11 protein-coding genes are annotated in these 12,829 nt (G+C 66.7%); 6 read left to right on the top strand and 5 right to left on the bottom strand.

Annotated features, from left to right (window positions below):
* Positions 1 to 22 precede the first annotated feature (22 nt).
* Positions 23 to 874 (top strand): 2-keto-4-pentenoate hydratase, encoded by an 852-nt coding sequence (locus AC1D0O_RS10030; protein WP_477653383.1) that lies wholly within the window; start codon positions 23 to 25, stop codon positions 872 to 874.
* A gap of 8 nt (positions 875 to 882) precedes the next feature.
* On the opposite strand, the gene AC1D0O_RS10035 is transcribed toward AC1D0O_RS10030, so the two are convergent.
* Positions 883 to 1,617, bottom strand: a complete 735-nt coding sequence (locus AC1D0O_RS10035) for a DUF4136 domain-containing protein (RefSeq protein ID WP_477653384.1) — start codon at positions 1,615 to 1,617, stop codon at positions 883 to 885.
* 149 nt (positions 1,618 to 1,766) lie between these two features.
* Between AC1D0O_RS10035 and ypfJ the strand changes: the two genes are divergently transcribed.
* The 3 genes from ypfJ (at position 1,767) to AC1D0O_RS10050 (ending at position 5,478) form a co-directional block, all read left to right on the top strand.
* Complete coding sequence (ypfJ, locus tag AC1D0O_RS10040) at positions 1,767 to 2,648, top strand: KPN_02809 family neutral zinc metallopeptidase (protein WP_477653385.1); 882 nt, start codon at positions 1,767 to 1,769, stop codon at positions 2,646 to 2,648.
* A gap of 342 nt (positions 2,649 to 2,990) precedes the next feature.
* A complete protein-coding gene (locus AC1D0O_RS10045) occupies positions 2,991 to 4,442 on the top strand; it encodes a DEAD/DEAH box helicase (protein ID WP_477653386.1) in 1,452 nt (483 codons plus the stop codon).
* A 97-nt stretch (positions 4,443 to 4,539) separates the two neighbouring features.
* Positions 4,540 to 5,478: a YihY/virulence factor BrkB family protein gene (locus AC1D0O_RS10050; protein WP_477653674.1), complete on the top strand. Its 939-nt coding sequence runs from the start codon at positions 4,540 to 4,542 to the stop codon at positions 5,476 to 5,478.
* Here AC1D0O_RS10050 and AC1D0O_RS10055 read toward each other — a convergent pair.
* Positions 5,470 to 6,324, bottom strand: coding sequence for a symmetrical bis(5'-nucleosyl)-tetraphosphatase (locus AC1D0O_RS10055; protein WP_477653387.1), 855 nt, complete (start codon positions 6,322 to 6,324; stop codon positions 5,470 to 5,472). The genes AC1D0O_RS10050 and AC1D0O_RS10055 overlap by 9 nt on opposite strands.
* 23 nt (positions 6,325 to 6,347) lie before the next feature.
* Between AC1D0O_RS10055 and AC1D0O_RS10060 the strand changes: the two genes are divergently transcribed.
* Complete coding sequence (locus tag AC1D0O_RS10060) at positions 6,348 to 7,691, top strand: hemolysin family protein (protein ID WP_477653388.1); 1,344 nt, start codon at positions 6,348 to 6,350, stop codon at positions 7,689 to 7,691.
* A 174-nt stretch (positions 7,692 to 7,865) separates the two neighbouring features.
* Positions 7,866 to 8,729 carry a DUF2726 domain-containing protein gene (locus tag AC1D0O_RS10065; protein WP_477653389.1) on the top strand — a complete coding sequence of 288 codons (864 nt, stop codon included), beginning with the start codon at positions 7,866 to 7,868 and terminating at the stop codon, positions 8,727 to 8,729.
* 14 nt (positions 8,730 to 8,743) lie between these two features.
* Here AC1D0O_RS10065 and AC1D0O_RS10070 read toward each other — a convergent pair whose 3' ends face one another.
* The 3 genes from AC1D0O_RS10070 to AC1D0O_RS10080 form a co-directional block, all read right to left on the bottom strand.
* Complete coding sequence (locus AC1D0O_RS10070; RefSeq protein ID WP_477653390.1) at positions 8,744 to 9,769, bottom strand: ABC transporter substrate-binding protein; 1,026 nt, start codon at positions 9,767 to 9,769, stop codon at positions 8,744 to 8,746.
* Complete coding sequence (locus tag AC1D0O_RS10075; RefSeq protein WP_477653391.1) at positions 9,766 to 11,619, bottom strand: SLC13 family permease; 1,854 nt, start codon at positions 11,617 to 11,619, stop codon at positions 9,766 to 9,768. Before AC1D0O_RS10075 ends, AC1D0O_RS10070 begins: the two co-directional genes overlap by 4 nt.
* Before the next feature lie 218 nt (positions 11,620 to 11,837).
* A complete protein-coding gene (locus AC1D0O_RS10080; RefSeq protein WP_477653392.1) occupies positions 11,838 to 12,764 on the bottom strand; it encodes a transporter substrate-binding domain-containing protein in 927 nt (308 codons plus the stop codon).
* Between the last annotated feature and the right edge of the window lie 65 nt (positions 12,765 to 12,829).

A 12,829-nucleotide genomic window follows, 5' to 3' on the forward strand; every position in this document is an offset into this window, starting at 1 on the left:
CCGTTTTGGCTACCATGCCCCCATGAATACCCCCGCACCCGATCCGGACCTTTCCACGCTGGTCGCCGACCTGACCCGTGCCCGCCTTGAAGCCCGGCCGCTGCCCTGGCCCGCTGCCGTGCCGGCCGATGTGCCGCTGGCCTATGCCACCGCGCTGGCCGTGCGCGCCGCCCGAAGCGCTGAGGGCGACAGCCCGGTGGGCTACAAGGTCGGCTTTACCAACCGGACCATCTGGCCGCGTTATGAGGTCTATGGCCCGATCTGGGGCACGGTGTGGCACAGCAGCCTGGCGCGTGTCGATGCCGCTGGGCCTAACGAGGGGGTGCTCTCGCTCAAGGGCATGTGCGAGCCGCGCATAGAACCCGAGGTGGTGTTCGGCCTGCGCGAGGCGCCGCCACCCGATTGTTCGGCTGAGCAACTGGTGGCGGCCATTGACTGGGTGGCGCACGGTTATGAAATCGTGCACACGCATTTCCCGGGCTGGAAGTTCAGCGCCGCGCAGGCCGTGGCCGATGGCGGCTTGCACGGCCGGCTGTTGGTGGGCCATGCCGTGAAGCTGCCGGCCGGAACGGCGCCCGAGGCGCTGATCGCATCGCTCGCCGGCCTGAAGCTCAAGTTGTATGGCGACGGCGTGCTCAAGGACGAGGGTGTGGGCGCCAATGTGCTGGACGGCCCGGTGCAGGCACTGCTGCATTTTGTGCGGGAGCTGCGCGCCACGCCGGGCGCACCGGCTTTGCGGGCCGGCGACATCATCACCACCGGCACGCTGACCGACGCCTGGCCGGTGCAGGCAGGGCAGACCTGGCATACCGAAATCGAAGCGTCCGGGCCGGTGGCCGGCGCGCTCAGGGGGCTGGCGGTCCGGTTCGAATAATCAGTCCGCTATTTTTTGATCACGGCGCCGGTTTCGCTGTCGAACTTCACGACGCGCACCTGGCCGTTCTGGCCGGGAAAGTCGTCGAACACCGCGCGCACCAGGTAGGGAACCACCAGCGGCAGGTCGCCGCTGCCGCCTTCGTAGACGGCGCGCGATTCAAACACTGTGCGCGGCGGCTTGCCGGGCGGCGTGCCTTTGGTGTCGAGCAGCCGCAGGCGCAGGCTGTTGGTGTACACCGTCATGCTGACCGGCCGGTCGCCCACGTAGCGCGGCCCGAAGGGGTCGGGCACCCAGCCGCCGCCGTAGAGGCGGCCCGCGGCGTCGCGGTAGGGCGGCAGGAACACCATGTTGTCCTGGTAAATCGGCTGCATCCAGGTTTTTTCCTCGCTGCGGCTGCTGGCCGCCACGTCGACCTGGAGCCGCCCGACCTGGCCTTCAGCGGCGCGTTTGAGGCCGCGTTTTTCGAGTTCGGCCTGCACATAATTTTCGTAGGTGGCCTGTTCCAGCTGCCGCGTGATGTCCACCGGCGTGATGTAGCTGAAGGTGCTGCCCGCCGCGTCGGCGGGCCACTGGTTGAAGCTGGTCACGCGGGTGGTGATGGGGCTGGCGCAAGCCGTGAGCAGCATGGCCAGCAGCAGCGTCAGGGCCAGGCGCGGCGAGCGGAACAACACGGACAACACGGCGCCGGCACTGCGCCGCGGGCCGTGGCCTGCGGGCGAGGGGTGGGTCAAAGCGTTCATGGGGGATGGATACACCAGGGTTCAATTTTGTTCCGCCGCGGAACGCCGCTCAAGTAAAGTCGGCGCATGCGCTGACACGCGCCCGGGGCCCGGGATGGGGCCGCGGCGGGCGAGCTCAGGCAAGTATTGCACGGCACAAGGGGGACAGCATGAAATGGGAAGGCAATCGCGAATCCGACAACGTCGAAGACAGGCGCGATGACGGCGGCGGGGGCGGCGGCGGCTTTGGCTTCGGCGGCCGCAGCATCGGCATAGGCACCATCGTGGTGGCGCTGGTCGGCGGCTGGATTTTCGGCATCAACCCGCTGACCATCCTGGGGCTGCTCAGCGGCGGCGCGCCGCCGGCCCAGGTGCAACAGCAGGGCCCGGCCCACAAACCGCCGGCCGACGACCGCATGGCCAAATTTGTCTCCACCGTGCTGGCCGATACCGAGGACGTCTGGACCGATGTCTTCGCCAAGGGCGGCGGCACGTACCAGAAACCCCGGCTGGTGCTGTTCCGCGGCGCCACGCAGACCGCCTGCGGCCAGGGCCAGGCCGCCATGGGGCCGTTTTACTGCCCGGGCGACCAGAAGGTGTACATCGACCTCGGTTTTTACGAGACTCTGCGCAGCCGTCTGGGCGCGCCCGGCGACTTCGCCCAGGCCTACGTGATCGCGCACGAGGTCGGCCACCACGTGCAGAACCTGCTGGGCATCAGCGCCAAGATGGACCAGATGCGTGGCCGCGTCAGCAAGGCCGAATACAACGCCCTGAGCGTGCGGCTGGAGTTGCAGGCCGACTGCTTTGCCGGCGTCTGGGCCCACAACGCGCAGAACGCCCGCCAGATCCTGGAGCAGGGCGACGTTGAGGAAGCCATGAACGCGGCCGCCAAAATCGGCGACGACGCCCTGCAGCGCGCCGGCGGCGGCGCGGTGGTGCCCGAAAGCTTCACCCACGGCACCAGCGCCCAGCGCCAGCGCTGGTTCGACACCGGCTTCAAGACCGGCAGCGTCAAGGCCTGCGACACCTTCAGCGCCCGGAGTTTGTAGGCTGAACGGCATTGATCCTTTATTGGTGCGGATTGTGAGCTATAAAATTCATAGCGGACTGCCGCCGGAACCGGCCTGGGCGGCCGGGCCGGAATAGCCCTGGCGCCCTGAAGGGCCGGCAAAACCGGCCAATTCGCCCAAAGTGCGACAATAGAGGGCTGAGGAAGCTCTGCACAAAGCCTTGCCCCGCGGTCCAGACCGCACGGGACCCGGGCGGTCTGCGGCGTTACCTTTCCCGCCAATGGCTGTGCTGTTGGCTGCAATACGCGCCTTGGCAATCCCATCCCCGACCGCGCGCTACTACCGCAACAGTTACCCGCTAGTGTTAGGCAGAGCTTTCTTATGACATCCTCTTTTTCCAATCTTTCGCTGGCCGAACCGCTGGCCCGCGCCGTCGCCGAAATGGGCTACGAGACCATGACCCCCATCCAGGAACAGGCCATCCCGGTCGTCCTGCAAGGCAAAGACGTCATGGGCGCCGCGCAGACCGGCACCGGTAAGACCGCCGCTTTCGCCTTGCCGCTGCTGCAGCGCATGATGAAGCACGAAAACGCCTCGACCTCGCCCGCCCGCCACCCGGTGCGCGCGCTGGTGCTGCTGCCCACGCGCGAACTCGCCGTGCAGGTCGCCCAGCAGGTCGAGCTGTACGCCAAATACACCAACCTGCGCAGCACCGTGGTGTTCGGCGGCATGGACATGAAGCCGCAGACGGCCGAGCTCAAAAAAGGCGTGGAAGTGCTGGTGGCCACCCCCGGCCGCCTGCTGGACCACATCGAAGCCAAGAACGCGGTGCTCAACCAGGTCGAATACGTGGTGCTCGACGAGGCCGACCGCATGCTGGACATCGGCTTCCTGCCCGACCTGCAGCGCATCCTGAGCTACCTGCCCAAGCAGCGCATCACCTTGCTGTTCTCGGCCACCTTCTCGCCTGAAATCAAGCGCCTGGCCTCCAGCTACCTGCAGGACCCGGTGACCATCGAAGTGGCGCGTTCCAACGCCACGGCCTCCACCGTCGAGCAGCACTTCTACAGCGTGGGCGCCGACGACAAGCGCCGCGCGCTGCACCAGATCCTCAAAGAACGCGGCATGAAGCAGGCCTTCGTGTTCGTCAACAGCAAACTGGGCTGCGCGCGCCTGGCCCGCTCGCTGGAGCGTGAGGGCCTCAAAACCACCGCGCTGCACGGCGACAAGAGCCAGGACGAGCGCCTCAAGGCGCTGGAAGCCTTCAAGAAGGGCGAAGTGGATTTGCTGGTCTGCACCGACGTGGCCGCGCGCGGCCTCGACATCAAGGACGTGCCTGCGGTGTTCAACTTCGACGTGCCCTTCAATGCGGAAGACTATGTGCACCGCATCGGCCGCACCGGCCGCGCCGGCGCATCCGGCCTGGCCGTGAGCTTCGTGGCCGCCAGCGACCAGCGCCTGGTCGCCGACATCGAGAAACTGATCAAGACCAAGATCGAGCTCGAGCCCATCGAGTTCGAGGAAGACCGCCCGCGCATCAGCGAGCAGGGCCGCATCAACGACGGCCGCCGCATGTACCGCGAAGCTGAAGACGGCGGCAGCCCGCGCGAGGCACGCCAGCCGCGCGAGCGCCGCGAATACACGCCGCACCGCCAGCCGGCCGCGCAGCGCGACCCCTTCTTCGACCAGCCTTACGAATCCACAGCCGCGCCCGAAGCCCAGCCCGCCTGGGAAGCCGCTTCCAAGGCCGCTCCCGCGCGCAGCAGCGTGTCGGCCAACATCAAGCCCAAGAAAAAGGTCGCGGCGCTGTTCAAGAACCAGTCCACGGTCTAAACCGCCGGTTAAAAACCCGCCGTCGGTTCACGCCTACGGCTGGTAGCGGGGCTGTCCGGTGCGGGGCGCGCACCCCGGCTTCTACGCTGTCTCCATGATGGCGAAATCCGACCCGAACCTGAAGCCGCTACCCCAGCCTCCACGTTCAGCGGCCTTCGGGCTTCCCGCGCCTTTTCACTCGCTCCTGAGAATCTTTCGTCCCTTGAGGCGCGCCGTCGACCACTGGATTGACGCCGGCGGCATGCGCATGAGCGCGGCCATGTCTTTCTACGGCATCCTGAGCCTGGCGCCGCTGCTGGTCCTGCTGGTCGCCGTGCTGGGCTGGTGGCTGGACCGCGCCTACCTCGAAACCAGCCTCGTCGACCAGATCCGCAGCGTTATCGGCGCGCAGGGCGCCCAGGTGGTGCAGCAGGCGCTGTCCAGTGCGCAAGCGCCGTCGGAGGGCATCACGGCCTCGCTGCTGGCGTTTGCGCTGCTGCTGTTCGGCGCCACCGGCGTCTTCGCGGAACTGCAGGACGCGTTTGAGCGGCTGTGGCGGCAAGGCAGCGGCGAAGTGCCGCAGCAAAAGTGGTGGCACGGTGCTTCGGTGCGCCTGCGCGGGGTGGCTTACATCCTGGCTTTCGGTTTCCTGTTGCTGGTCTCGCTGGCGATCTCGACCTTCCTGGGCCTTCTCTCGGGCTGGGCCGGCAGCTACCTGCCGATCGAAAAAGTCGCCTGGGTCCTCAATGAGGTCGTATCGTTCGGTTTTTGTGTGCTGCTGTTTGTGGCGCTCATGAGAATCAGCGTGGGGCCAAAGCCTTCCTTGCGCTATCTGGTGACGGGTGCCGCCGCGGGGGCCATCCTGTTTGCGGTCGGCAAGCACCTGATGGCTTTTTACCTCTCGACCGCGGCCGTGGTATCGGCTTATGGCGCGGCGGGCTCGCTGGTGGTGATCCTGATGTGGATTTACTTCTCGTCGGCCGTGCTGCTGCTGTCCGCCAGCGTGGCGCGCGCCTGGGCCGACGAAGCGCGTGAGCCGCAGCCGGTTTCAGCCTGACTTGCCGGGTTTTTGCGCCTGCTCGCAGGGCACGGCGACCAGTTCAAAGCTTCCGGCCTGCGCCCCCAGCTTGGCTGCCGTGAGGCAACCGCCCCAGACGCAGCCGGTGTCCAGCGGCAGGGTGTTCTTATGCAAGCGCGGCGTGGCGCCGTCCTTGGCCAGCGTGGACCAATGGCCGAAGGCCAGCGGCGTGCCGGCGGTCCGGCGCCCCGGCACCTCGAACCACGGCAGGTAGCCGGCGGGCGCGTCGTCGGCGCCTTCGGTGCTGCCGAACTCCATCACCCCTTCGGGGGTGCAAAAGCGCAGGCGCGTGAGCGCGTTCACCACCACGCGCAGCCGGTCGGCGCCCTGCAGGCCGTCGCTCCAGTTGTCCGGCGTATTGCCGTACATGGCGCTGAAGAAGCCCTTGAGGTCGCCGCCGCGCAGCACCTGTTCGACTTCGGACGCCAGCGCCATGGTTTGCGCCACCGTCCACTGCGGCAGCACACCGGCGTGCACCATCAGCCAGCCGTGGCGGTGCAAGGCCATGGCGCGGTGGCGCAGCCAGTCCAGCAGCGCTTCGCTGTCCGGCGCCTGCAGGATGTCCTGCACGGTGTCCTTGCGGCCCGGGGCGCGCGCGCCCTGCCACAGGGCCAGCAGGTGCAGGTCGTGGTTGCCCAGCAGGCACTGCGCCGCATCGCCCAGGGCCGACAGGCGGCGTAGCACCTTGAGCGAGTCGGGACCGCGGTTGACGAGGTCGCCGAGGACATAGAGCGTGTCGCGGCTGGGCGAGAAATCCATCTTGTCCAGCAGCCGCCCCAGAGGTGCGTCGCAACCCTGAAGGTCGCCAATCAAGTAAAGTGACATGTGTTTATTTTGCGCCAGGCCCCATGGACTTTTTGCTGATTGCTTTTTTGACGCTGCTCAACGGCGTGTTTGCCATGTCGGAAATGGCCCTCGCCTCGAGCCGCAAGGCCAGGCTCACGGCCATGGGGGAGTCCGGCGACAAGGGCGCGCAGTCCGCACTGGGCCTGCTGGACAACCCCACGCAGTTTCTCTCGTCGGTGCAGGTGGGCATCACCTCCATCGGCATGCTCAACGGCATCATTGGCGAGGCGGCTTTCAGCAGCGGCCTGGCGGGCTGGATCCAGACCTTCGGCGTGCGGCCGCGCGTCTCCGAGATCACCGCCACCGCGCTGGTGGTGACCATCATCACCTTCATCACCATCGTCTTCGGCGAGCTGGTGCCCAAGCGCATAGGCCAGCTCTACCCCGAAACCGTCGCGCGCCTGGTGTCGCGGCCCATGATGTGGGTGGCCACCGGCTTCAAGCCCTTTGTGCGGCTGCTGTCCATCAGCACGCAGGCGGTGCTCAAGCTGCTGCGCATCGACAACACGGCCGGCCGGGCCGTGACCGAAGAGGAAATCGCCGCCAGCCTGGAAGAGGGCGTGGACGCCGGCCTGATTGAAGAGCACGAGCACCAGATGGTGCAGAACGTGTTTCTGCTCGACGACCGGCTGCTCACCTCGCTGATGCTGCCGCGCTCCGACATCGAATGGCTGGACGCCTCCGACACCGTGGCCCAGGCCATCGACAAGGCCGGCGCCACCGGGCATTCCTGGTACCCGGTGTGCCGTGGCGGCCTCGACGACGTGGTGGGTGTGGTCAACGTGGCCAAACTGCTCGCGCTGCGCGGCCAGATCCAGCCTGTCGCGCCAGGCCCGGGCCAGAGCCCGGGCGCCGTGCCGTCGGTGGCCGACCGCATAGGCGCTTACGCGGTGCCGGCGGTGTTCGTGCCGGAAACGTTGACCGGCATGGAGCTGCTCGAGCAGTTCCGCGCGCGCTCCACCCGCATCGTGTTTGTGGTCGACGAGTACGGTGTGGTGCAGGGCCTGATGACGCCCATGGATATGCTGGAGGCCATTACCGGCGAGTTGCAGCCTGGCGCCCAGGTGGACGCCTGGGCCACCGAACGCGAGGACGGCAGCTGGCTGATCGACGGCGTCATGCCCGTCGCCGAACTCAAGGCCCGGCTGGACATCAAGGAACTGCCCGAAGAAGGCAAGGGCCGCTACAACACGGTTGCCGGCCTGCTGCAGAGCGTCTCGGGCCGGCTGCTCAAAACCGCGGAGGCCGTCGAATGCGCGGGCTGGCGTTTTGAGGTGCTGGACCTGGACGGCAAGCGCATCGACAAGGTGCTGGCCAGCCCGGCGCCTGCATCTGTCGAGTCGTAATGTCTCGTTCTTTATCCTGTGGCGATTTCGAGACTTTTACGGACCGTTATGTGAATTAAGTCGTGTTTTAAGGCCTTCGATTTACAGATGAGACGCTGCAACAACACCGTTATACGTAAATGGTTGTAACTTGAAGGTCCTGTGTTTTAAACTGAAAAAAAGTTTAAGGCACCCATGTTTGATGTTTTTGTGTTGGCCCTGACGGCCACGGCCGTGTCAGGGATGGCGACGGGAGCGGCCTGCCACCATGGCTGGCTGGCGCGCGCCGCGCGCAAGAAGCGCCGCATTCCCGCGCAATGGCACCTGCAGGTACGGCCGCTGCTGCTCGAGGCCGAGCAGGAAGTCTGGCACTGGCTGCAGCGCGCGTTTTTCGACCACCACGTGGTGGTCAAGGTCCCCGTCATCCGTTTTGTCTCGCCGCGCAACGAAGCCGAAGGCCAGCGCTCCTACGAACTGCTCAAGAACGTGTATTGCAGCTTCACGGTCTGCGCCGCCGACGGCACCGTCATCGGCTGCCTCGACGTGCCCGGCCCGCAGGGCCTGAGGGCCAGCAACCGCGACCTCAAGCGCAAACTGTTCGCCGAATGCGGCATCGCCTACGCCGTGGTGCGCGCCAGCAACCTGCCGACGCTGGAGGATGTGCGTGCCGCCTTCCTCGGTGAAATCGACCTGTCGGACGATGAGCCGTCCTTCCCGGCCGTGCTCGGCGAGCCGCCCTTGGCCTTGCCGGGGGACGCGGAAGCCGACGCCCTGGCCACCGTGCCCGACACCATGCGCGCGGCCGACGGCGGCGCCCTGGTCGCCGATGAGCAGCAGGCGCAGCAGGCGGAACATGTCGACATGACCGCCATGGCCGCGGCCCGCAGCAGCCTGCGGGCCAAGCTCGAGCGCAACCGCAAGATCCGCTTCACCAACTTCGACCCGCTCAGCACCGGCTCCGGCATCGTGCACGACGAGGCCGACAACCAGTTCGCGGTCCCCTGGGAAGACTCCTTCATCACGCCTGACGATCAACCGCAAGACGGCGCCCAGTCTTAGGCGCCTGCCGCGGGTCAGGGGTAGTAGAGCTGCTCCAGCCGTGCTGCTTCCAGGTAGATCGACGGCAGGCTGATGTTGCGGGCGCGCAGCGCGGCGGCGCGCGCGGCCACGCTGTAGCGTGTGTCCTGGCTGGCCGGCGGCGCCTGGCTGGCGGGTTTTGCTTTTAGCCAGCCAAGCGCGTCTGCCGCGGCGGTTTCTCCCATGGATTTGGCCGACGGCGCCACGCTGAGCCCGCCGCCTTGCTGCACGTACTCGATGTCGGTGCCCAGCGGCAGCGGCGCCGCGTGGGCTTCCATCCAGCGTATGAGTTCGGCTTCCGGCACGGCGCCGGCCGCGCCGGGCCCGGCCGGCAGCTTGCCGTGGGACAGCATCAGCACCACGTCGGCCTTGCCGTCCATGCCCTTGACGGCCGCCTGCCAGGCGGCGAAGTCGGCCGGTGTGTGCACGCTCGCCACGCTGTGCGGGCCCCAGTCGAAGGCTTCAAGCTGTTTGACCCGCCCCTTGCCGGTGGGGCTCGCGTCGCTCAGCACCGCCAGCCGCACGGGCTGGCCTTTCTTGACGTATTGCAGCAGGTCGCGGATGGCCGCCAGCGGCAGGCTTTCGGCCACGCCGGTGACGTTGGCGGCGCCCACGTAGCCGTATTCCGCGGGTTCATGGTCTATGGCGGCGAACACCACCTTGGGGCGGGCCTTGCCGGCGAAGCGGCGCATCACGTATTCCTGGGCCTCGTCGTCCACCGCGATCACGACGTCGGGGTCGAACTGCGCGATGGTGCGCAGGCCTTCCTTCGCCGCGTCCTGGCGGTGGTCTTCGTCGGGCAGGGCGTCTATGCCCAGGTAGTGCCAGCGCACCGTCATCGGCTGCCGGTTCCTGTCCAGGGCCTGGCGTATGCCTTCGTCCATCTTGCCGACGGTGGTGGAGTTGCGGTCCGAGCTGTGCAGCACCAGGATGCGCGGCTTGGACAGGTTGAACAGGCCCAGCAGCAGCAGCGCGGCCAGCAGCGCCGCGGCTGTGAGGGCGGCCAGCGTTCCGCTCTTCATACCAGTCCCAGCCATTCCCAGTAGGGAATCGAAAGATAGGCCGCCAGCAGGCGCGCGAGGTTCATCCAGTGGTTATAGCGCAGGAAATCCGAGTGTTTGTAATAGCGGTCCAGCCCGCTGCCCTGCACCTGGAGGTACTGCGAGCTCTGGTAGGGCAGGAACCAGATGTCGCTGAACATGGCGGTCAGGAAGACCACCACCCAGGGGTTGATGAACTGCGCCTGCCCGATGGGAATCAGGATGACCGCGGCCACGATCATGCCCGCGGTGATCGGCAGCACCAGGCGCAGCAGCAGCGTGACCACCAGCGCCACGGGGATGAACCAGGCCATCCTGCCGCCGACAAAATCGAACAGGCCGCCGGCCGAATGCGCCAGCGCCGTGTCCAGGCCCAGGTAGCTGATGGCGCGGCTCAGGCCGTCGAGGCTGAGCAGGAAAAAAATCATGGGCCAGTCGATCTTCTGCTGGAAATCCTTCTTGCTGAGCAAACCCATCAGCAGCAAGCCGGCCAGCAAAAACGCGGCCAGCCAGGCCGGTGAGATCTGGTGCCAGCCGGCGCTGCCGGCCCCGATCAGGAAGAACAGAAAGCCGGTCAAGGCCGCTTTTTCGGGCCGGCTGATGGGGCCCAGCAAATCCAGCTGGCGCTTGAGCCTTTCCTTGGGCAGCGCGGCCTGCGCCGTGCGGCCGAAGCACAGGCGCATCACCAGCAGGTGCGCGGCGGTGACCGTCAACGCGGCCACGCCGGCCGCCACCAGCCAGAACAGGCCCTGGAACTGGTCCTGCAGTTGCAGGGGCAGCATGCCGAAGGCCGTCAGGTTGGAGGACTTGCTGGTCAGCAGCATGGGCGAAAACAGCATGGCGCCCGAGAAGGTCGCGGCCATCAGCGCCGTCGCCGACTTGCCCTGCGCCGGCAAGTTCAGGCCGTCGATCATGTCGCGGTAGAACGGCAGCACCAGCGACAGGCGGGCGTTGCCCGAGGGCATGATGGGCGAAAGCAGGTAGCCCGACAGCAGCAGCGCCGCCTGGTGCCAGAAGGGCGTGTCGGGAAGCTTGATCAGCAGCCACAGCATGAAGCGGTAGCTCAGGCCCGAGGCCGAGATCACCGCCGCCAGCGCATACACCCCGACCAGCGTCGTGAGCGTGCGCGAGGAAAACCCGGCCAGCGCGACCTCGGAAGGCACCAGGCCCACGATCAGCACCGCGGTGATGGCCACCAGCGGCGGCACAAATTCATCGGCCAGGTTGAACAGCCACATCAGCACCGTGGCCGACAGGATGGCCAGGAACAGCGAGGCCTCCACCACCAGCCCGCCCATGCCGGAGAGGAAATAGATCGCGGGCGGAACACCGATGACGGCCAGCCAGCCGACCAGTTCGCGCGTCGAGATCGGCTTCGGTGTTTTGGGCGCGGCGGGCTTGGCCGGTTTGAGGAAGTTTTCACCGCCCACATAGCCCATCAGCGCGAGCAGGGCGCGGCTGCGCAGCGACGGCGACTTTTCGGCGAGTTCCGCCAGGGCTTCGCGCGTGAGCTGCAAGGCCTTGACCGGCGCGGTGGCGCTCACGCTGCACAGGTAGTTCGCCGTGTCGCCGGCAGCTTCTTCGCCGCAGCGCATGCCGGCCAGGGCCAGCGTGCGCCCGCCCGGCGTGCTCAGCTGCAGCGCACCGGCCTGGAGCACATACAGGCACCGGGCCGGCGTGCCGTGTTCATACAGCGTCTCGCCCGTGGCGAACTCCACCCAGTGCAGGCTGGCCAGAAGGCGCGCCAGCTGGCTGCCCGACAGGTCGGCAAACAAGGGGTCCTGGCGCAACAAGGCCAGGGCATCGGAATCAGGGGTGGCTGAAAGCGGCATGGATTCGCGGGCCTAGTACGCGGCGCTGGGATGAATCCGGAGGGACGTTTGCATCGGCGTTCCTGGCCTGTTTTTTTAATTGATAGCCGCCGGCACCCTGCTGAAGGGGGGCGGCGTGTTTTGAGCGCATTACATCATTGTTTCGGCGACACCGGCAGCCTGGAAACCCGTAGCGTTTTGAGCCGCCGGGGCGTCTGCCCGGCTTCTGCTTCTTTCTGTCAGTTGGCCTTGGCGGTGTCAAAAAGCGTTTTCATTTCCGGGGGCATGGCCGCGAACAACGGCTTGCCGCCGGGTTTGGCGGGTTTTAAAAACCATTGCTCGTACCAGCCTTGCGCCGCGCCGCTGCGCATGGACTCCTTGATGGCGGCATTGACCAGCGCCCCCATGGCGGCATCGCCCTTGCGGTAGCCGATGGCGATGGTTTCCACCGACAGGCGCTCCGGCAGGATGGTGTAGTTGCCGGCGTCGGGCTGGCTGGCGAGCTGCGCCGCCAGCATCACGCCGTCGCGCGCATAACCGGCCGCCCATCCCAGTTGCAACTGCCCCAGCGCGGCGTCGGGGTTGACGGCCTTGGCGTGTTGCCACTGCAGCGAGTGCGACTGCGCATAGCGGTCAAGGGCCGGCACGACCGTGCTGCCGTCGATGCCGACGATGCTCTTGCCCTTCAACTGCTCCAGCGTGCTGATCATGTCCTTGTTGCGCACGGCCACCTGGATGGCGTCGACAAAAATCGGCGTCGAAAATTCCATGCGCGCGCGGCGATCCGGTGTGTCGGTCACGTTCTCGCAGAGCAGGTCCACGCTGCCCTCGGACAGCAGGCGGACGCGGGCGTCCACTTCGGTGGCGATGTAGCGCACCGGCAGGTTCTTGTTGCCGGCGGCCTGGCGCAGGCGCTCGATCATCGGTTTGCAGAACTCGATGCTGTAGCCCAGCGGTTTTTCCGGCGTCTGGTGATAGGAGAAGGGCGCCGCCAGCGCGCGGTAGCCCACATTGATCTGGCCGCGGCTCTTGATTTTTTCCAGCGTGGCCTGGGCCTGGGCCCATTGCGGCATCGCGACGGCCAGCAGGGCCAGGGCGGCCGGCAACAAGCGGCCTTGGATTGATCTGGCGCTGGAACTGGAGCGAAGCAGAAATACTGTCTTCATAAAAACCCCCCGTTGTTCGGACCTGTCCAGCTGATTCTTAGTGAAAAACCCTCAATACGCAACGC

The sequence above is a fragment of the Polaromonas sp. P1_F2 genome, assembly GCF_056405735.1.

Excerpts from the sequence above, each read along its gene's own strand:
- AC1D0O_RS10030 (WP_477653383.1), top strand. The coding sequence starts at position 23 with ATGAATACCCCCGCACCCGATCCGGACCTTTCCACGCTGGTCGCCGAC.
- AC1D0O_RS10035 (WP_477653384.1), bottom strand. The coding sequence starts at position 1,617 with ATGAACGCTTTGACCCACCCCTCGCCCGCAGGCCACGGCCCGCGGCGC.
- ypfJ (WP_477653385.1), top strand. The coding sequence starts at position 1,767 with ATGAAATGGGAAGGCAATCGCGAATCCGACAACGTCGAAGACAGGCGC.
- AC1D0O_RS10045 (WP_477653386.1), top strand. The coding sequence starts at position 2,991 with ATGACATCCTCTTTTTCCAATCTTTCGCTGGCCGAACCGCTGGCCCGC.
- AC1D0O_RS10050 (WP_477653674.1), top strand. The coding sequence starts at position 4,540 with ATGGCGAAATCCGACCCGAACCTGAAGCCGCTACCCCAGCCTCCACGT.
- AC1D0O_RS10055 (WP_477653387.1), bottom strand. The coding sequence starts at position 6,324 with ATGTCACTTTACTTGATTGGCGACCTTCAGGGTTGCGACGCACCTCTG.
- AC1D0O_RS10060 (WP_477653388.1), top strand. The coding sequence starts at position 6,348 with ATGGACTTTTTGCTGATTGCTTTTTTGACGCTGCTCAACGGCGTGTTT.
- AC1D0O_RS10065 (WP_477653389.1), top strand. The coding sequence starts at position 7,866 with ATGTTTGATGTTTTTGTGTTGGCCCTGACGGCCACGGCCGTGTCAGGG.
- AC1D0O_RS10070 (WP_477653390.1), bottom strand. The coding sequence starts at position 9,769 with ATGAAGAGCGGAACGCTGGCCGCCCTCACAGCCGCGGCGCTGCTGGCC.
- AC1D0O_RS10075 (WP_477653391.1), bottom strand. The coding sequence starts at position 11,619 with ATGCCGCTTTCAGCCACCCCTGATTCCGATGCCCTGGCCTTGTTGCGC.
- AC1D0O_RS10080 (WP_477653392.1), bottom strand. The coding sequence starts at position 12,764 with ATGAAGACAGTATTTCTGCTTCGCTCCAGTTCCAGCGCCAGATCAATC.